This window comes from Flavobacterium sp. GT3P67, from assembly GCF_004349155.1.
GTDB lineage: Bacteria > Bacteroidota > Bacteroidia > Flavobacteriales > Flavobacteriaceae > Flavobacterium > Flavobacterium ranwuense.
The window spans coordinates 255,533-274,157 of record NZ_SMLF01000002.1; the positions used below are offsets into that span (position 1 = coordinate 255,533).

Consider the following 18,625-nt stretch of genomic DNA (forward strand, 5'->3'; position numbering starts at 1 on the left):
AAAAGTTTAACTTGCTGATTATCAGTATAATTATTTTTATTGTATCTTTGCGCATAGAAATTTCTTAACGGGACAGCGTTTTGAAGAAAAACAATTTATGATAAAGAAGTGGTATTTTTACACTAGTCTGACTGTAATTACAGTTTTTTTAAGCTCAGGTTTTAAACCGTTTAACTTAGAAACCAGCCCTTGGTTTCTTATCAATGAAGAAGAGGGAACGCACTACTTATTTCCTTCTGAAAAGCAAGAAGATTACACCAATCTGAACATCCCTTTTACTGGAAATTTTTTCGTTGGCTTTAAAGAAGCAATCGGATACAGAGAATCTGAAAGTAAATATAAAAAAATCAATTCTTTAGGATATTTAGGCAAATACCAATTTGGTATTGAGACCTTAAAGTCTGTTGGAGTTCGCAATAGTTCTACTTTTTTAAATAGTCCTGAGTTACAGGAAAAAGCATTTATCGCACTTTTGGCTAAAAATAAATGGGAGCTGAAAAAGGAAATTGAAAAATACGAAGGAACAATACTCAACGGAATACATGTTACTGAATCTGGGATTTTAGCAGCTGCTCATCTTGGTGGTGCAGGATCAGTAAAAAAGTACTTTAAAAATAAGGGTAAACGTTATTTTAGAGATGCTTACGGAACTTCCATAAGAACTTATATGAAACTATTTGGCGGTTATGATACTTCGTCTATTGTTGCGGATAGCAATGCAAACGTAAAAAACATACAGATCTAATAGTCAAAAATAAAATAAAAAAGGCTGTCTGAATTATTTTTGGCAGCCTTTTTTTTATTCTAAATCGAATTATTTCGCTTTAAGAATTTCCCCATTGGGACGTACCACTAATTTCATGGTTTCTTTATCTTTTTTGATTTTAATGTTATATTGTTTTTTGATAATATCCCCTTCTTCCTGTGAATAAAGAAAAGTGTCATTTACAATTGACCAACCGGGATATGTTCTGTAAATAGAATAGATAACCTCACTGGGAAGCTTTACGTTTTTGAATTCTTCCACAACGCGTATTAATTTTCCGTTTTCATTATAAGTAGCGGTCAAAGAACCGTTTTTCACTTCCATTACGACAAGGTATTCTTCAAATCCTTCAGCATCTTTACCTAAATCATAGGCAATAAATTTTTCTTCTACGGTTCTTACTCTTTGGTCAGGATTATTATCAGGAATATAAACAGAAAAATCTGTTCCAACTCTCTTAATAACCACACCGGGTAGTTCTTCGATTTTAATTTTACCTTTTTCAGTTACTTGGGAATATGATGCTATAGTAACACTTAAAAAAAGTAAAATAATAAGAGATTTCATAATATTTAGTTTTAAATTAATAAATGAGTTTTTATAATTCCAATAAACAAATAAATCATTAAGGCATATTGTTTTACTTCCCCTTTTTTTTAGATTTAACTATCTATATATCAATGTTTTGAAATTTGTATTTTTAAAAAATAAATAAATATGCTTATGTAAATTTAGCTTTTTAATTTAGTTTTTAGCGTTAATTTATACCATAAGTTATGTTAATAAAATTAGTTAAATTGCCTCTTTTTTAATAGGAATAGTATATTTTTAATCTGTAAAATAAAACAAAAAAGCACCAATCTTTTGATTAGTGCTTTAGATAGAATTGACAATTATAGTGTCCTTTTTTATTCGAAACTGTCTATTAAAATTTCTAATATTTTAATGGCAGCTTCGCTGATTTTTGTTCCAGGTCCAAATACGGCAACTGCACCGGCATCAAACAAAAATTGGTAATCTTGCGTAGGAATTACTCCGCCCACAACCACCATTATATCTTCTCGACCGTATTTTTTTAGCTCTTCGATTACTTGCGGCACAAGGGTTTTGTGCCCTGCCGCGAGTGATGAAACGCCCAGAATGTGAACGTCGTTTTCTACCGCTTGTTTCGCAGCTTCAGCCGGTGTTTGAAAAAGTGGACCTATGTCAACATCAAAACCTACATCAGCATAACCTGTAGCCACAACTTTAGCACCACGATCGTGCCCGTCTTGCCCCATTTTGGCAATCATTATTCGAGGGCGACGTCCTTCTTTTTCAGCAAATTCATCTGCTAACTGTTTTGCTTTTTCAAAACTTTTGTCGTCTTTTATTTCTTTACTATACACACCGCTAAAGGATTTAATTTGTGCTTTGTATCTTCCAAAAACCGCTTCCAGTGCATCACTGATTTCTCCTAATGTTGTTCGGTTTCTAGCCGCTTCTACGGCAATTTCCAGTAAATTACCTTCTCCTGTTTGAGCACAAAGGGTTAGTTTTTTTAGTGAATTTTGGACTTTTTCTGTATCTCTGGTTGCTTTAATTCTATCCAATTGTTCCAATTGTTGCTTGCGAACCATTTGGTTGTCTACATCCAGTATCTGTAAAGGATCTTCTTTTTCTAATCGGTATTGATTTACGCCCACAATAATATCCTGACCGCTGTCTATTCTCGCTTGTTTTCTGGCCGCCGCTTCCTCTATTCTAAGTTTTGGAATTCCAGATTCAATGGCTTTGGTCATTCCGCCCAGTTCTTCGACTTCTTCAATAAGTTTCCAAGCATTTTTGGCTATTTCATTCGTCAAGCTTTCTACATAATAACTGCCGGCCCAAGGATCAACGGTTTTTGTGATTTTAGTTTCTTCTTGTAAATATAGCTGTGTGTTTCTGGCAATTCTTGCAGAGAAATCTGTTGGTAAAGCTATGGCTTCATCCAAAGCATTGGTATGTAAGGATTGTGTTCCTCCAAAAGCAGCTGCGGCAGCTTCAATACAGGTTCGGGCTACATTGTTAAAAGGATCTTGCTCCGTTAAGCTCCAACCCGAAGTTTGACAATGGGTTCGCAAGGCTAATGATTTATCGTCTTTTGGTTCAAATTGTTTTACCAGTTTTGCCCATATCATTCTTCCCGCACGCATTTTGGCAATTTCCATAAAATGGTTCATTCCAATCGCCCAGAAAAATGATAATCGTGGAGCAAACTCATCAATTTTCATTCCGGTCGCTAATCCAGTTCTAATGTATTCCAATCCATCAGCTAGTGTGTAAGCCAATTCGATATCAGCAGTGGCTCCCGCTTCCTGCATGTGATAACCAGAAATGGAAATAGAATTGAATTTCGGCATTTTTTTGCTGGTAAATTCAAAAATATCAGCGATTATTTTCATTGAAGGAGTTGGAGGATAAATATACGTGTTGCGCACCATGAACTCTTTCAGAATATCATTTTGTATCGTACCGGAAAGTAATTCGGGTTTTACACCTTGTTCTTCAGCAGCGACAATGTAGAAAGCCATAATAGGCAAAACAGCACCATTCATCGTCATGGAAACTGACATTTCATCCAACGGAATTTGGTCGAATAATACTTTCATATCTTCGACGGAGTCAATCGCAACTCCCGCTTTTCCTACATCGCCTACTACACGTTCATGATCAGAGTCATAACCGCGATGTGTAGGTAAATCAAAAGCTATGGAAAGTCCTTTTTGACCCGCAGCCAGATTTCTTCTGTAAAAAGCATTGCTTTCTTCAGCAGTTGAAAATCCTGCATATTGGCGAACGGTCCAAGGTCGGCGAACGTACATCGTAGCGTAAGGTCCGCGTAAATTTGGTGCAAAACCGGCGCCAAAATCAAGATGAGTAAGATTCTCAATGTCTTGTTCCGAGTACGTTGGTTTTAGTTCGATTCCTTCTGCTGTTAGAAATGAAGCAGCCAAAGAATTTTCATTCTCCACTTTTAACGGCGTATTTTCTAATTTTATATGTTGTAAATCTTTTCTTTTCATTTGTTTTAGCACAAAGATTATAGTTTTTTGAAATTTTTAATTCCTTTCAATCCATATTTCAGCATTTCTTGAAGTATGAAAAATAGCTTTAATTACAATTATGTTATCGTAACTATTGAAATGAATTAAGTATGGAAAATTTTCAATTAAAGCCACTCTGGAATTGTCATATCTTATTTGAAACAGTAGCGGATTTAACTTAATTATTTTTAAACTTTCTCTAAAAGACTTGGTGAACCTTTCTCCTAGTTTAGGCTGAATGCTTTTGTACCAATCCAAAGTTGTTTTGAAATCAAGTTTAGCTTCCTCTACAATTACAATTTTATATTTCACCGTCAATTTCTTTTAGAAAATCATCAATGTCTTGAGCTGAAGAAGGATTTTTAAGATATTTCTCCGTTCTTTCTCTAACTTGGTCTATTTGCCATTGAGGGATTTCTACATTATTCGATATAGGAAGAATAATCACTTCTACTTCATCAGCATTAAAATCATCGGGCAGTGTGATATTTATTTTGTGATTTCTCACCTTAACGATTTGTCTTATGGCTTCCATTATTTTGTTTTTTTTAGTAAAGTAAATATACTCTTTTGCAATGGTATTAAATCAAATAACAAAATCTGACTGACTATTCAAGATCCAATCGCTCTTGTTCTATTTTTTCTGCCAATCGTTTTTCGATTATGGGTGTAATCAATGTTTTTCTTGGTTTGACTTTTACAAAAGGGAACAGCTCTAAATCATGTTTCATGGTATCCTGTTTGTTGGGATGTTTGTTTGTTCCCAATAAAATTTCTTTACCATTGTCAAATAATGCTTGAGCCGTATCTGCACTTTCCTGAATTTTTCTTTTGATGATTCCATCGTTAAGTTGTTTCAAGAAACCGCCATTTGCCTCAATATCTTTGAATAAAGCCAATGATTTTTCAGCTAATTGATTGGTAAGATTTTCGATATAATAACTGCCGTCAGCTGGATTATTAACTTTGTCAAAATAACTTTCATTTTTGAGAATCAACAATTGATTTCTCGCGATTCGGTCTCCAAATTCATTGTCTTTGTGGTACAACGCATCGTAAGGTAAGTTTGCAATAGCATCTGCCCCGCCAATAATAGCACTCATACACTCGGTAGTGGTTCGCAACATATTTACGTTAAAATCGTATAATGTTTTGTTTCGTTTTGTAGGCGAAACGATGATGTTGCAATCTAAGTTGTGGTTGTATTCTTTGGCAATCACATTAAAAAGTAATCGTAAGGCACGCAGTTTTGCAATTTCAAAAAAGTAATTTGTCCCAACGGCAACTTCAAAAACAATGGGTTTATTTATGGCTTCAATTCTATTGAAATATTCATTGGCATGTCCTAAACTATAGGCAATTTGCTGCACCATGTTGGCTCCGGCATTTTGATACAATGACGCATTGATGCTTATTAACGATACAGATGTTGTTGCTGCCGAAAGTAAATTCAGGGTGTCAAAATTGCTTTTTTCTTTGGTTGTAAACCAGTTTCCATCTTTGGCTAATTGCCCGATTGGATCCAGATTACAGAAAATAGTAGTATTGTTTTTCTTTGCAAAAGCATCAATTTTTTTGACGAAATCGATTGAGATAAAATCCAAATGAAAGTAAACGGTAACTTTTTCTAAAGGTAATTTCTCCAATAGATTGGTAACATCGATAGACTCGTTTTCTATTGTAAAACGAAGACTATCAGCACCACGACTCAAGGAATCTAATGCTCTTTCGATTGATTTTTCAATATCGTAAACAAATACGTTTTGGCAAATTCTGAAATTTGTCGCTTTTGTAGTTACCGAAAAAACTTTTGAGAACTCATCTTTGTGATAAAAAGGTTTCACTTGGATGTCTTCGGGAGAATTCCAAACTAAGGTTTCATTATAATCAGCTCCATTGAGTTCAAACTGAATTTTTTGTTTCCATTGTTTGGAAGAAATGGGATTGAAATCATCGAAAAGATTTGTTGTCATTTTGTTTATGGTTTTTCTAATCCCAGCCTTCTCCGTCCCGAAGTTTCGGGGGAGAGTGAGCTGAACTTTGTGTTTTATTTTTCAATCGTGTCGCCTTCGAATTCAATGATATAAATATCTTCACTATCTTTTTTCATATAGTATTTCTCTCGGGCGTATTTTTCTATCTGTTCTGAATTTTTTAATTGCTTGATATTCTCTTGGTCCTTTTTTATTTCTTCCTTATAATAATTTGCATTGTCTTCCAATTCGTTGATTTGTTTGTCTAAAACACGATGTCCGAAATAGGAATAGTTATCCAGAAAAATCATCCAAGTAGCAAAAAATAACAAGACCCAGACATATTTGTTACTTAAAAATTTAAACCAAGGTTTGTCTTTATATGGATTTGTCATTTTTTATTTTTTTTAGCCCCGATTAAAGTGAAAATCCTTTTAGTAGGTGATGATGACGAAGGAAGATTCACCTACTAAAAGATTGCAACGGAAAGCGGGAAGTAGCTCCTAATAATTATTACTCTAAAATTACAACTAAATTATAGAATTTTTTGATTTATTACCGCACGAACTACATCAATGGCGACTGTGTTGTATTTGTCGTTTGGTATAATAATGTCTGCAAATGCTTTGGTTGGTTCTATAAATTGTTCGTGCATTGGCTTTAATGTTGTTTGGTATCTGTTGATTACTTCATGCATATCTCGGCCACGTTCAGCGATATCGCGCTTCATACGACGGATTAATCGTTCGTCAGAATCAGCATGGACATAAATTTTCACATCGAATAATTCTCTTAATTCGGGGTTTGCCAAAATTAAAATTCCTTCTACAATCATTACTTTTCTAGGATGTGTGAAAACCGTATCGTCCGTTCTATTGTGCGTTACAAACGAATAAACGGGTTGATGAATGTTGTTTCCTTCTTTTAAATCTTTAAGGTGAGTTACCAATAATTCGAAATCAATAGCACGCGGATGATCAAAATTAATTAATGCTCTTTCATCAAATGACAGTCCGTGATTTTCTTTATAATACGAGTCTTGCGAAATAATTCCTACTTCGGTTTCTGGTAATTCATTCATAATTTGATGTACAACGGTTGTTTTTCCGCTTCCTGTACCACCTGCAATTCCTATAATGAGCATAATTTTTTTGTTATGTATTTTATCCCGACAAAAATAGGAATTTAATTGGGAGTGGATTTTGTTTTTTGAGGAAATCTTGCTAATTTAATATATTTATGGGTCGTTATTAATTGACATTTTTTTCTATCTTTAGTTTCTAAAACTGACTATTTTGTATACACAAATCAATAAAAACATAAGTCGCTATGTCACTTTTGAACTGAAAGAATTAGAAATTTTCAATTCTTTATTGGAATATAAAACGGTTCCTAAGAAAACGATTTTACTTCATGAAGGCGAAATGTGCAATTTTGAAGCTTTTGTAATCAAAGGTTGTGTCCGGAAATATTATATTGATGCCAATGGTTTTGAAGTCATTTTACAATTTGCCATCGAAAATGCTTGGGTGAGCGATATTTCTTTTAGTATTTATGAAGAGAAACCAAGTAGGGTGTATATCGAAACATTGGAAGATTGTGAGTTTTTTATGTTCAGCCCAGACACTAAAGAAGAATTATTCGTCAGAGCACCTAAGTTTGAACGCGCTTTCCGTATCCTAATGCAAAGGAGTCTTGCGGTTACTCAAGATCGTTTATTTAATACTATTTCTAAAACTGCCACCGAGAAATATTTAGAGTTTCTCGACCATTATCCCACACTTTCTCAGCGCGTTGCCCAGCATTATATTGCTTCTTATTTGGGTATTTCTGCCGAATTTCTAAGTAAAATAAGAACTAAAATCGCCAAACACTAAATTCTAGTTATTTTTCATTTCTTGTCCTAGTTCAATGCATGCGCTTTTTTTTTGACGCAACTTTGTACCACAATATTAAAGAACACGACAATGGAAAATACAGATAAAATAATAGACAGTGCAATTACGAATTCAGTTTTGCATAAAGCGGATACTCGCGGTCATGCCAATCACGGTTGGTTAGAATCCTATCACACTTTTAGTTTTGCAAATTACCACAATCCAGAACGTATGAATTTTGGTGTGCTGCGCGTTTTGAATGATGACAGAGTCAATCAAGGAATGGGTTTTGGTAAACATCCGCATGATAATATGGAAATTATTTCTATTCCGCTCGAAGGTGATTTAGAACACCAAGACAGTATGGGAAATACTACCGTAATCAAGGAAGGAGATATTCAAGCGATGAGCGCCGGTACGGGGATTTTTCACAGCGAGTACAACAAAAACAAAGATCAGTTGGTTAAGTTTTTGCAGATTTGGATTTATCCGAATCAGAAAAATGTAACGCCTCGTTATGATCAAATTACTTTAGATTTAAACGATCGTCACAATAAATTACAGCAAATTTTATCACCAAATCCAGAAGATGAAGGCGTTTGGATTCATCAAGATGCTTGGTTTCATATTGGGAAGTTTGACAACGATTTTTCTACTTCGTATGAATTGAAAAAACCAGGAAATGGAATTTATGCTTTTGTTTTAAAAGGGGATTTCACGATAGGAAACATTGCTTTAAATGAACGTGACGGATTAGGAATTTGGGATACCAATGCAATTAAAATTACCGCTAATTCAGCCAATGCCGAAATCTTATTGATGGAAGTGCCAATGAAATTGTAATTAAATAAACGAATAATAGCAATAACTAATAATAAATAAGAATACTATGTCAACAACAAAATGGGTAATTGACCCAACACACTCAGAAATTGGTTTTAAAGTGAAACACATGATGTTCACTAATGTTTCAGGTAAATTTTCAAAATTTGATGCAACAATTGAAGCAGAAGACCACGATTTTGAAAATGCAAAAATTGAATTTACCGGAGCAATTGATTCGATAACAACTGGAAATGCTGATAGAGATACTCATTTATTGAGCCCAGATTTTTTTGATGCTGCACAGTTTCAAGAAATTAAATTTAGCGCTACTTCTTTCACCAAAATTAATGAGGGTGAATATGAATTGGTTGGTGATTTAAGCTTACACGGTGTTACAAAATCAGTGAAATTAGCTGTAGAATATGGAGGATTAATGAAAGATCCATGGGGAAATACTAAAATGGCACTTGCATTAGAAGGAAAAATCAACAGAAAAGATTGGGGATTAAATTGGAATTCGGCTCTTGAAACTGGCGGTGTTTTAGTAAGCGAAGAAGTTCGCTTGAATATCGAATTGCAATTTGTGCAACAATAATTTTAAAATAAATTAAGCACAAATCTCAAAGAATTATTTCTCTTGAGGTTTGTGTTTTTTAAAAATTGGAATGATGGAAACCATAAATATTTTATACATAGGAAGACATCTCGAAATTTTGGCAACTGTAGTCCGATTAATAAATGCAAATGAGAATTGGAGTGGAGTAGGCGTTATGAACGATGAGGAAGCTAAGGAGATTTTTATAAGAAAAGATTTTTCACTTGTATTGTTAGGTTCCGGAATTCAAGAAAAAAGTGAAACTAATTTGTGCACTTTTTTCAATAAACAGAATCCAAATATAATTATTGTTCAGCATTATGGCGGTGGAAGTGGTTTGCTGAAAAGTGAAATTTTACTTGCCTTGGAAAACAATAAAAATTAGCAGAAACAAAAAAGAGAGCCGTATGAATGACTCTCTTTTTTTATTTTATAAAAACTATTATTTATTCTTCTTTGCTTTAATCATCATTTCCAACTGATCCCAAAGTTCTTCTGGAATAGCTTCCAGAATATTAAATTGACCGGCGCCTTTCAGCCATTCACCGCCATCAATGACAACTACTTCGCCATTTACATATGCTGAAAAATCAGAAACTAAATAAGCCGCTAAATTGGCTAATTCCTGATGATCTCCCACACGTTTTAACGGTACTTTTTTAGCCATATCAAATTTTTCAGCTAAATCTCCGGGTAACAATCGGTCCCATGCTCCTTTAGTTGGGAATGGTCCGGGTGCAATCGCATTAGAACGAATTCCGTATTTTGCCCATTCTACCGCAAGACTTCGTGTCATGGCCAAAACTCCAGCTTTTGCAGTAGCACTAGGCACTACATAAGCAGAACCCGTCCAGGCATAAGTCGTTACAATATTCAAAATGGTAGATGATTTCTGTTTGGTGTCAATCCAATGTTTTCCAAAAGCAAGTGTACAGTTTTTGGTGCCTTTTAAAACAATATCAATTACAGTATCAAAAGCATTTGCAGATAATCTTTCGGTTGGAGAAATAAAATTTCCGGCAGCATTATTAAGCAAAACATCAACTTTGCCAAAAGCTTTCAAAACTTCTTGGAGCATATTTTCCACTTCTTGATAATGACGCACATCACATTGAACTGGTAGACATTCTCCACCCGTTTCCGTTTCCAGTTCTGCAGCAGTATTTTTTAGTTTTTCTAAATCTCTGGACGTAATGGCAACTTGTGCACCTAATTCCAAGAAATATTTAGTCATTGCTTTTCCTAAACCGCTTCCGCCTCCGGTTACGACAATCACTTTGCCTTTTAGAGCATCGTCACGCAACATTTTATCTGTATAACTCATATGTTTTATTTTTTTATTGTAAATATAATAAATTAAATAGTATGCATGCATAATAAAAAAAACAAAATCGTTTCTTTTAAATAGTAGACAGTCTTTTAGCAGCTTCTTCCAGCGTAGCATTGTCTTTGGCAAAACAGAAACGTATTAATTTGAGGTCTTTTCCATCGGCATAAAAAGTAGAAATAGGAATTGCAGCCACGCCATGTTCCATAATGAGGCGTTTGCAAAAATCAACATCATTCTCATTTGAAATAGTAGCATACGAAGCTACCTGAAAATAAGTTCCCTCGCACGGCATGAGTTCGAAGCGGCTGTCTTTTAATAATTGTCTAAAGTAATCCCGTTTTTCCTGATATAATTTTCCGATTTCAGCTATTGAAACGATGTCTAGATACTCGCTAATGGCAACCTGACAAATGCTATTTACGCTAAAAACTAAAAACTGATGGACTTTTTTGATTTCTGTCATTAAGTATTCTGGAGCTACCAGATAGCCCACTTTCCATCCTGTTACGTGGAACGATTTTCCAAAAGAGGAAACCATCACACAACGATTTAATAATTTTTTACGGGTATGTGCCGAAATATGTTTTTCTTCAAAAGTGATGTATTCATAGACTTCATCAGAAAGAAGTACGATGTCAGGATATTTTTCCAGCAGGATTTGCAATGATTCAAAATCAGATTCAGTTAAAATTTTCCCCGTTGGATTATGCGGATTATTAATGATAATCATTTTGGTTTTTGAAGTACATGCTTTTTCGATAATTACCCAATTTGGAGTATAATCATCGTTTAGTGCTACCCGAACAGGATTTGCGTTGCATAGTAATACGGGCGCTTCATAGCAATCATAACTCGGATCTAAGATAATTACGTCATCATTGTTTTTTACTAAAGCCGTTATGGTGGTAAAAATGGCTTGCGTCGCTCCTGCGGTAACTAATAATTCCGTTTCAGGATGAACAGTTCTACCATAGGAATTATTGACTAGTGTCGCTATTTTTGATAATAACGGCGCGTAGCCTGACATCGGTATATATTGATGAACATTTTCTTTCGCCAGTTTGGCAACAATATCAGTCAATCTTTCATCAACAGGAAAGTTTGGAAAGCCTTGTGAAAGATTGATGGCGTTATATTCAGCTGCCATTTTTGACATAACCGTAAAAATACTGGTGCTGATATTTGGTAGTTTACTCATAAAATGATTTCATTTATTACGTGATAAAAATAGTAGTTTTATCCTAATTCCAATTTTTTACGGGCTGGTAATTATCAAAAAATTAAGTTCTTACCTTTCTTATTAATTTAGAGTTAAAAAGAAATTGCTAAATCGTATTCTAAAAAAAAGCCACCGGAATGGCAGCTTTTTCTTTATGGTTAGTATCAGTTTAATCTTCTTTAACAATTTCACCATCTGGTTTAACAACTAATTTACGAACTTCGTTGCCTTTTTTTATTTTAAGGTTGTACTCTTTTTTAGTGATGTCACCTTCTTTTTGAGAATATAAATACTTGTCATTTACAATCTGCCAACCGGGGAAATTTTTATAAATGGAATAAATTACACTATTGGGAAGTTTTATATTTTTATAATTTTCAATTACACTAGTCAATTTACCATTTTCATTATATGTTGCAGTCAATGATCCTTTACTGGTTTCCATAATCACCAAATAATTCTCAAATCCTTCATAATCCCTCCCTAAATCATAGGCTATGAATTTTTCCTCTAGTGCTCTTACACTTTTATCTGGGTTTCTATCAGGTATGTATATAGAAAAATCTTTTCCGGCACTTTTAATTACAACTCCCGGTAAATTCTCCATTTTAATATTCCCTTGCCCTGAATTAATTTCTTTATCCTGGGAATAAATTGTGCTTATACTTAAAAAAAATAAAACAATTATATATGATTTCATGATATTTTGCTTTTAAATTAATGATTTTATACACAATGCATTAATGATTAAATTAACTGTTAAGGCTTACTTCATTTCTTCCCCTTTTTGTTTTTTTCAATTTATTTACATCATTATAATTCATAACATCAGTAGTTTTATTTTTTTTGAATTTTGAATCAAAAAACGACTGTGGGCAGTAGTAAAATTACCTTTTTTTCATAGGTACACGGGTTAATTTTTTTGTAAATAATGTTAATGTAAACAGGAATTTTGTTCGAATATTTTAGCAGGAAAATCCATTTGCTATATCGAATAAATAACGGAGTATTTGCTATTTCGAAATAAAAAAGAACCTTTTAGTAAGCAATTCTTTAGTTTATTTAATAGACATGAGGGAATCTTTCAAAAAGTTTAATTTTGAAATGAAATTATAGCACTAAAAAAGAAGTGTTTTAGGATTGTTATGATAGCGATTGGTTTCTAAATAAGATTTAGAATTCGGTTTTTAAATTCCAAAATACGAAATATTACATTTTGTGAATGATGAAAATTGTAGGGCGGTTGTGTAAATCTACTTTTGTTTTTTTCCAATCAGAAGCTCGCATGGTTTTGATATATTCTGTAGGTAAAGTAATATCCGTTGCAATACAAAGGTGAGTTGCGAGATTAATAGCCTGTAAAATGTCCTCGAGCATTTTATTATTTCGATACGGAGTTTCAATGAAAATTTGAGATTGGTTTTTCTCCTGAGATAGTTTTTCCAGATTTTTCAGAGCTGTCTTTTTTTCACCTTTTTCAATAGGCAAGTAACCATTAAACGTAAAACTTTGTCCGTTCATTCCTGAAGCCATCATCGCCAAAAGAATAGAAGAAGGTCCAACCAACGGTACAACTTGGATTCCTTTTTCATGTGCCAATTTCACAATAACTGCGCCAGGATCAGCAACACCTGGGCAACCAGCTTCACTCATTAATCCCATGTTTTTACCTTCTAATAAAGGTTTAATGAAATCTAAATGCTCTTTGGTTTCGGTATGTTTGTTTAATACAAAAAGTTTTAGCTCCGATTGTTTCTTTTCAGGATTTACGCCTTTAATAGATTTACGGGCTGTTTTTTCGTTTTCAACAATATAATAATCAATGAAATCAATGCTTCTTTTTACGGTTTGAGGCAACACATCCATTGGATCGCAATCGCCCATGGTAGTAGGGATTAAATATAATTTTCCTAATAAAGTAGTTGTTTGCATTGCTATAGTTTTACGTTTCTAGAGTAAATTTCTGTTAATTTTTCTTCTGAAAAATTTTAAATTCAAAGAGAGTTATTGATGTTTGTCTATTAATTTTTTTGCAATTACATCGCAAACTTCATCAAGCATATTATAAACTATTTCAAATCCATTGGGTAAACCAAAATAAGGATCCGGAACATCTACTTTTTCGTTGGGAAATAATTCATTTAAAATTAATTGTACTTTTTGTTTTTGTTCTTGACTTTCGGCAAGCTGAATAACATCATCATAATTAGAATTATCCATTACATAGATGTAATCAAATGAATCGAAATCAGATTTACTAAATTGTCTTCCTTTTTGATCTGAAATGCTTATTTTATTCTTTTTAGCTACAGCAATGGAACGGTAATCTGGTTTATGGCCAACGTGCCAAGCACCAGTTCCTGCTGAATCAACTTTGAATTTATTTTTTGGAAGCTTTGAGGCTAATATACCTTCGGCCAAGGGTGACCGACAAATATTACCTAAACAGATCATTAAAATTTTTACGGACATGATGCGTTTACAACGTTAATTTTTTATTGATGTCTTCAACAAATTTTTTGAATTGTTTGTCGGTAGCAACTAAATTATCAACGGTTTTACAAGCATGTAATACGGTAGCGTGATCTCTGTCTCCAATTTGAGAACCTATATTTGCCAAAGAAGCTTTAGTGAATTTTTTTGCAAAAAACATTGCCAACTGTCTGGCTTGAACAACGTGCCTTTTTCTGGTTTTTGATTGAAGTGTTTCTAAATCCAATTGAAAGTAATCAGAAACAATTTTTTGAATGTAATCGATAGAAATTTCTCGCTTTACATTTTTAACAAATTTTTCAACAACACTTTTAGCAAGTTCCAGTGTAACTTCTTTTTTATTGAATGAAGATTGTGCAATCAAGGAAATGATGGCTCCTTCCAGTTCTCTAACATTCGATTTGATATTACGGGCAACATACTCTATTATTTCTTCAGGGATTTCAACACCATCTCTGTACAATATGTTTTTTAGGATAGAAATTCTGGTTTCATAATCCGGTTGGTGCAATTCAGCAGACAATCCCCATTTGAAACGAGATAATAACCGTTGTTCAATATCTTGCATGTCAACTGGCGCCTTGTCAGATGTCAAGATTACCTGTTTACCATTTTGGTGTAGATAATTGAAAATATGGAAAAAAACATCCTGCGTTCCAGATTTTCCGGAAAGGAACTGAACATCATCAATAATTAAAACGTCAATTAATTGATAGAAGTGTATGAAATCATTTCGATTGTTTTTCTTTACCGAGTCAATATATTGTTGCGTGAAAATCTCAGCTGAAATGTATAAAACTGTTTTTTCCGGGTATTTGTCTTTTATTTCTACACCAATAGCATGCGCTAAATGTGTTTTTCCCAGACCAACTCCTCCAAAAATCAACAACGGATTAAAGGAAGTTCCTCCAGGTTTATTGGCAACAGCCATACCTGCTGAACGGGCTAATCGATTAGAATCTCCTTCTAAAAAATTATCAAAACTGTAATTTGCATTAAGTTGAGATTCAATTTTTAAATTTCGGATTCCCGGGATTACAAATGGATTTTTTAATTCTGGGTTTAAGTTCTTGAATGGAGCATCAACTTCTTGAGGTTTCATAGGAACTCTATTAGCACTTGGCAATTGCTCCGTAAACGGTTGTTTGTTGCCATAAGTGTTTTCCATTCTAATTTTATAAAGTAACTTAGCGTTTTTTCCAAGTTCTTTGGTAAGCGCCACTTTTAATAATTTCACATAGTGTTCTTCTAACCATTCATAGAAAAATTTACTTGGAACTTGAATATATAATGCGTTATCGGTAAGTTCAACTGATTTGATTGGTTCGAACCAAGTTTTGTAAGCTTGATCCTGAATGTTGTCTTTTATAAAAGACAAACAGTTTTCCCATACTGATTGAGCAGTTTTGTTCATATATTCTATTAAATTATTTTTAATTGGTAATTGTTATCTTACAAAAAAAAAGGTGTTTTCCTATTATTTATCGGGTTAACAAATATGTGAACAAATTTCTGTAAAAAAAAATATATTGGACAATAATTTTCCGAATTATTGTTGTAAGGAGCTTTTTGAATTTAAAAATTTTAATACATAATTAATGAAAGATCATCAAATACAAGTTAGGGTGCGTTACTCTGAAACGGATCAAATGGGTGTTGTATATCATGGAAATTACATCCCTTATTTTGAGATAGGAAGAGTGGAATGGCTTAGAGACAAAGGGATTTCGTATAAAAGCATGGAAGAAAGTGGGATTGCGCTTCCTATTGTTTCCATGAATATAAATTATAAAAAATCAGCTCGCTATGATGAGTTGCTTACGGTTCACACTGTTTTCAAAAGTCAGACTTCTGTCAAGATAGAATTTGATTGCGCTATTTATAATGAGTCTGATGAGTTATTAACAACTGCCCAATTTATTCTTGTTTTTGTGTCCTTAAAAACAGGTCGTCCTATTGCTCCGCCCGATTATATTTTGGAACTCTTAAAAACTATAGAATAAATTATAAAAAAAGCAATTTTGAGCAGAAATTAGAGTCGTTTTATATCGATTTCAAACATTGAATTAAAAATGTCGAATACCATTTCGGCATTTTTTTTTCGGGTTTTTATTTCGATTTTGCCTATCGGAAGTCCTGAATCTTCATTTATTTCCATTTCTTGACTTATAATTTCCAGTTTTTTTTCCTTGATTACCCGCATAACTTTATTCATATTTTTATAATCAAATGCGATTGTAAAATGAATATCTATTGTTTTTTCGACAATTTTACAGGCCTCAAGAACCAGTTGTGAAGTCGTTTTATAAGCGGAGATTAATCCTCCAACACCTAATTTCACGCCACCAAATATTCGGACTATAACAATAAGTATATTGGTTACAGAAAAAGACTGAATTTGTCCGTAAATAGGCATTCCTGCACTATTACTGGGTTCGCCGTCATCATTTGCTCTATAAGTTACAGTATCAGCGCCTATTTGATACGCATAACAAAAATGTCCTGCATTGGGGTGTTGTTTTCGTAAGGTTTCGATTAACAGTTTTACTTCTTCTTCTGATTGAATTGGAAATGCATAACCAAAAAATTTACTGTTTTTTTCTTTGAATAATACTTCTTCAGAGGGAAATTCAATAGTGTTGTAGGTGTCTTTCAAGTTCAATGGCAATTTCAAAAATCAATTTCAATTTCAAAACGTCATTGTTATTGATTTTTTTAAATTATTTTTTTTAAATTATTTTTTTGTCAAATAAATGAACTACATCTTCTTTTCCCACTTGTAGATTCCAAACTTGAAATCCTAATGCAAGTGCTGCATCTGTATTTTCTTTTTTGTCATCAATAAATAAAGTGCGTTTTGGAGTTAACTCATGTTGCTTTACCAAGTATTTGAAAATTTCGGCTTCAGGTTTTCGCATACCTAACTCAAAAGAAAAATAAACCCTTTCAAAACATTGATAAAATTCTCTGTAAAAAGTTATTCCGGCTTTGTGCTGAAATCTATCGATGTGGATTGCATCGGTATTACTTAACAAAAACAAACGGTATTTTTGCGAAAGCATTTGCAAAAATTCAAGTCTGTACAATGGAAAATCCAATAAAATGGTATTCCATGCATTCCTGATCTCATCTATTGAAGCTTTAGGCATATGTTTCTGGAAGCCTTCAATGAATTGAAGTTCAGAAATTTTTCCTTTTTCAAATGATAGGTTTAGTTCATCTAAATCCTCAGTCCATTCTTTTAAACCTAATTTAGAAAACTCGACAATGGGAGCTTCTTTGTCTAAATTGATGAAAATATCTCCAAAATCAAAAATTATAGTATTAATCATAGTTTCTAGATAGTATTAATTCATCATTACCAATCGATTGCTTTTTGAACTGGTTTTTATCTAGTATTGGGGCTTTAATTCCTTCTTTAAATACTACGTTTCCAACAAATATCCTAGCTTCGTCCCAAAGATTGGCATCAATAAATGTCTGTAAAGTTTGTCGTCCCCCTTCAATAATAATGGATTGAATTTGATGTTGATATAGCGATTGTATTATTTGGGTTGCTATATTTTGTTCAAAATCAATATACTCAAAGATACTATTTTCTTTTTTAATAGGCTGTTTTGATTTAGAAAATAGGATTGTTTTTGCTTGATTGTCAAATACATGATTGTCTTCAGGAATGCGATTGTTTTGGTCTAAAACTACTCTAATCGGATTGTTTCCTGACCAATCCCGTGCGTCTAATTTTGGATTATCATCAATTGCAGTTTGAGTTCCCACCAGAATAGCTTGCTCTTCTGTTCGCCATTTATGTACCAATTGTCTAGAATACCGATTTGTAATCCAGACCGGTTTTTTTTCTGATTTCTCCTTAGGCGCGATAAAACCATCTTGACTTTCGGCCCATTTCAAAATAATATATGGTCTTTTCTTTTCGTGAAAAGTAAAGAACCTTTTATTAAGTTCATGACATTCTTCTTCAAGAATCCCTACGGTAACATGTATTCCGGCTTCTATTAGTTTTTTGATTCCGTTTCCTGCCACTTTTACATTAGGGTCAACAGTTCCTATAACGACATTTGGGATTTTATTTTTGATAATCAAATCACAACAAGGCGGCGTTTTGCCAAAATGACTACACGGTTCTAAACTCACATAAATAGTCGCTTTTTTCAATAACGATTTGTCTTTTACGGAATTTACAGCGTTTACCTCGGCGTGTGGTTCTCCCGATTTTTTATGCCAGCCTTCGCCAATGATTTTGTCTTCATAAACAATAACACAGCCTACCAAAGGATTTGGATACGTTGTTCCCAAACCATTTCTGGCTAATTCGATGCACCGTCGGATGTATTTTTCATGTATTTTCACAACACAAAAGTAGTTATTTTGGGTTTAGCCCCGAAACTTCGAGATTAGTTTTAAAACTTTCTAAAATAACACTAAACAATTTTTACTTTTGCATAAAAAATTAGTTTTTGA

At 33.4% G+C, this 18,625-nt stretch carries 22 protein-coding genes; 6 read left to right on the forward strand and 16 right to left on the reverse strand.

Annotation, left to right across the window (positions count from 1 at the left end):
• Positions 1 to 97: 97 nt before the first annotated feature.
• Positions 98 to 745, forward strand: a complete 648-nt coding sequence (locus E0H99_RS05665; protein WP_131992224.1) for a peptidoglycan-binding protein LysM — start codon at positions 98 to 100, stop codon at positions 743 to 745.
• Between the two features lie 69 nt (positions 746 to 814).
• Here E0H99_RS05665 and E0H99_RS05670 read toward each other — a convergent pair whose 3' ends face one another.
• The 7 genes from E0H99_RS05670 to udk form a co-directional block, all read right to left on the reverse strand.
• The gene (locus E0H99_RS05670) at positions 815 to 1,333 is read right to left on the reverse strand and encodes a hypothetical protein (RefSeq protein ID WP_131992227.1); all 519 of its coding nucleotides are present in this window, start codon (positions 1,331 to 1,333) and stop codon (positions 815 to 817) included.
• A gap of 341 nt (positions 1,334 to 1,674) precedes the next feature.
• Positions 1,675 to 3,813, reverse strand: coding sequence for a methylmalonyl-CoA mutase (gene scpA / locus E0H99_RS05675; protein ID WP_131992229.1), 2,139 nt, complete (start codon positions 3,811 to 3,813; stop codon positions 1,675 to 1,677).
• A gap of 36 nt (positions 3,814 to 3,849) precedes the next feature.
• Complete coding sequence (locus E0H99_RS05680) at positions 3,850 to 4,146, reverse strand: type II toxin-antitoxin system RelE/ParE family toxin (protein ID WP_131992232.1); 297 nt, start codon at positions 4,144 to 4,146, stop codon at positions 3,850 to 3,852.
• On the reverse strand, positions 4,136 to 4,369 hold the full coding sequence (locus E0H99_RS05685; RefSeq protein WP_131992235.1) for a hypothetical protein: 234 nt from the start codon (positions 4,367 to 4,369) through the stop codon (positions 4,136 to 4,138). The genes E0H99_RS05680 and E0H99_RS05685 overlap by 11 nt, the downstream gene beginning before the upstream one ends.
• Before the next feature lie 73 nt (positions 4,370 to 4,442).
• Complete coding sequence (locus tag E0H99_RS05690; RefSeq protein WP_131992238.1) at positions 4,443 to 5,807, reverse strand: methylmalonyl-CoA mutase subunit beta; 1,365 nt, start codon at positions 5,805 to 5,807, stop codon at positions 4,443 to 4,445.
• A gap of 74 nt (positions 5,808 to 5,881) precedes the next feature.
• Entirely contained in the window at positions 5,882 to 6,202 is a 321-nt protein-coding gene (locus E0H99_RS05695) for an FtsB family cell division protein (protein WP_099714581.1), read from the reverse strand.
• 140 nt (positions 6,203 to 6,342) lie between these two features.
• Positions 6,343 to 6,951, reverse strand: coding sequence for a uridine kinase (gene udk, locus E0H99_RS05700; protein WP_131992241.1), 609 nt, complete (start codon positions 6,949 to 6,951; stop codon positions 6,343 to 6,345).
• Positions 6,952 to 7,102: 151 nt separating this feature from the next.
• Between udk and E0H99_RS05705 the strand changes: the two genes are divergently transcribed.
• The 4 genes from E0H99_RS05705 to E0H99_RS05720 all read left to right on the forward strand — a co-directional run bounded on the left by E0H99_RS05705 (position 7,103) and on the right by E0H99_RS05720 (position 9,489).
• Entirely contained in the window at positions 7,103 to 7,684 is a 582-nt protein-coding gene (locus tag E0H99_RS05705; protein ID WP_131992244.1) for a Crp/Fnr family transcriptional regulator, read from the forward strand.
• A 90-nt stretch (positions 7,685 to 7,774) separates the two neighbouring features.
• Entirely contained in the window at positions 7,775 to 8,527 is a 753-nt protein-coding gene (locus E0H99_RS05710) for a pirin family protein (RefSeq protein WP_131992247.1), read from the forward strand.
• A gap of 46 nt (positions 8,528 to 8,573) precedes the next feature.
• Complete coding sequence (locus tag E0H99_RS05715; RefSeq protein WP_131992250.1) at positions 8,574 to 9,104, forward strand: YceI family protein; 531 nt, start codon at positions 8,574 to 8,576, stop codon at positions 9,102 to 9,104.
• A gap of 70 nt (positions 9,105 to 9,174) precedes the next feature.
• Positions 9,175 to 9,489, forward strand: a complete 315-nt coding sequence (locus tag E0H99_RS05720; protein WP_131992253.1) for a hypothetical protein — start codon at positions 9,175 to 9,177, stop codon at positions 9,487 to 9,489.
• Positions 9,490 to 9,546: 57 nt separating this feature from the next.
• Here E0H99_RS05720 and E0H99_RS05725 read toward each other — a convergent pair whose 3' ends face one another.
• From E0H99_RS05725 to dnaA, 6 genes are all read right to left on the reverse strand, one after another.
• Positions 9,547 to 10,428, reverse strand: coding sequence for an SDR family oxidoreductase (locus tag E0H99_RS05725; RefSeq protein ID WP_165930258.1), 882 nt, complete (start codon positions 10,426 to 10,428; stop codon positions 9,547 to 9,549).
• 76 nt (positions 10,429 to 10,504) lie between these two features.
• Positions 10,505 to 11,632: a methionine aminotransferase gene (locus tag E0H99_RS05730; RefSeq protein ID WP_131992256.1), complete on the reverse strand. Its 1,128-nt coding sequence runs from the start codon at positions 11,630 to 11,632 to the stop codon at positions 10,505 to 10,507.
• Between the two features lie 190 nt (positions 11,633 to 11,822).
• Positions 11,823 to 12,353 carry a hypothetical protein gene (locus E0H99_RS05735; protein ID WP_131992259.1) on the reverse strand — a complete coding sequence of 177 codons (531 nt, stop codon included), beginning with the start codon at positions 12,351 to 12,353 and terminating at the stop codon, positions 11,823 to 11,825.
• A 509-nt stretch (positions 12,354 to 12,862) separates the two neighbouring features.
• A complete protein-coding gene (locus E0H99_RS05740) occupies positions 12,863 to 13,585 on the reverse strand; it encodes an SAM-dependent methyltransferase (protein ID WP_131992262.1) in 723 nt (240 codons plus the stop codon).
• 72 nt (positions 13,586 to 13,657) lie between these two features.
• Positions 13,658 to 14,125 (reverse strand): low molecular weight protein-tyrosine-phosphatase, encoded by a 468-nt coding sequence (locus E0H99_RS05745; protein ID WP_131992265.1) that lies wholly within the window; start codon positions 14,123 to 14,125, stop codon positions 13,658 to 13,660.
• 7 nt (positions 14,126 to 14,132) lie between these two features.
• The gene (dnaA, locus tag E0H99_RS05750; protein WP_035674283.1) at positions 14,133 to 15,560 is read right to left on the reverse strand and encodes a chromosomal replication initiator protein DnaA; all 1,428 of its coding nucleotides are present in this window, start codon (positions 15,558 to 15,560) and stop codon (positions 14,133 to 14,135) included.
• Between the two features lie 184 nt (positions 15,561 to 15,744).
• Between dnaA and E0H99_RS05755 the strand changes: the two genes are divergently transcribed.
• Positions 15,745 to 16,149 carry an acyl-CoA thioesterase gene (locus E0H99_RS05755; RefSeq protein ID WP_131992268.1) on the forward strand — a complete coding sequence of 135 codons (405 nt, stop codon included), beginning with the start codon at positions 15,745 to 15,747 and terminating at the stop codon, positions 16,147 to 16,149.
• A 29-nt stretch (positions 16,150 to 16,178) separates the two neighbouring features.
• Here E0H99_RS05755 and E0H99_RS05760 read toward each other — a convergent pair whose 3' ends face one another.
• From E0H99_RS05760 to ribD, 3 genes are all read right to left on the reverse strand, one after another.
• Positions 16,179 to 16,808 carry an IMPACT family protein gene (locus tag E0H99_RS05760; protein ID WP_131992596.1) on the reverse strand — a complete coding sequence of 210 codons (630 nt, stop codon included), beginning with the start codon at positions 16,806 to 16,808 and terminating at the stop codon, positions 16,179 to 16,181.
• Between the two features lie 67 nt (positions 16,809 to 16,875).
• The gene (locus E0H99_RS05765) at positions 16,876 to 17,478 is read right to left on the reverse strand and encodes an HAD family hydrolase (RefSeq protein WP_131992271.1); all 603 of its coding nucleotides are present in this window, start codon (positions 17,476 to 17,478) and stop codon (positions 16,876 to 16,878) included.
• The gene (gene ribD / locus E0H99_RS05770; protein WP_131992273.1) at positions 17,471 to 18,514 is read right to left on the reverse strand and encodes a bifunctional diaminohydroxyphosphoribosylaminopyrimidine deaminase/5-amino-6-(5-phosphoribosylamino)uracil reductase RibD; all 1,044 of its coding nucleotides are present in this window, start codon (positions 18,512 to 18,514) and stop codon (positions 17,471 to 17,473) included. Before ribD ends, E0H99_RS05765 begins: the two co-directional genes overlap by 8 nt.
• Positions 18,515 to 18,625: the final 111 nt, after the last annotated feature.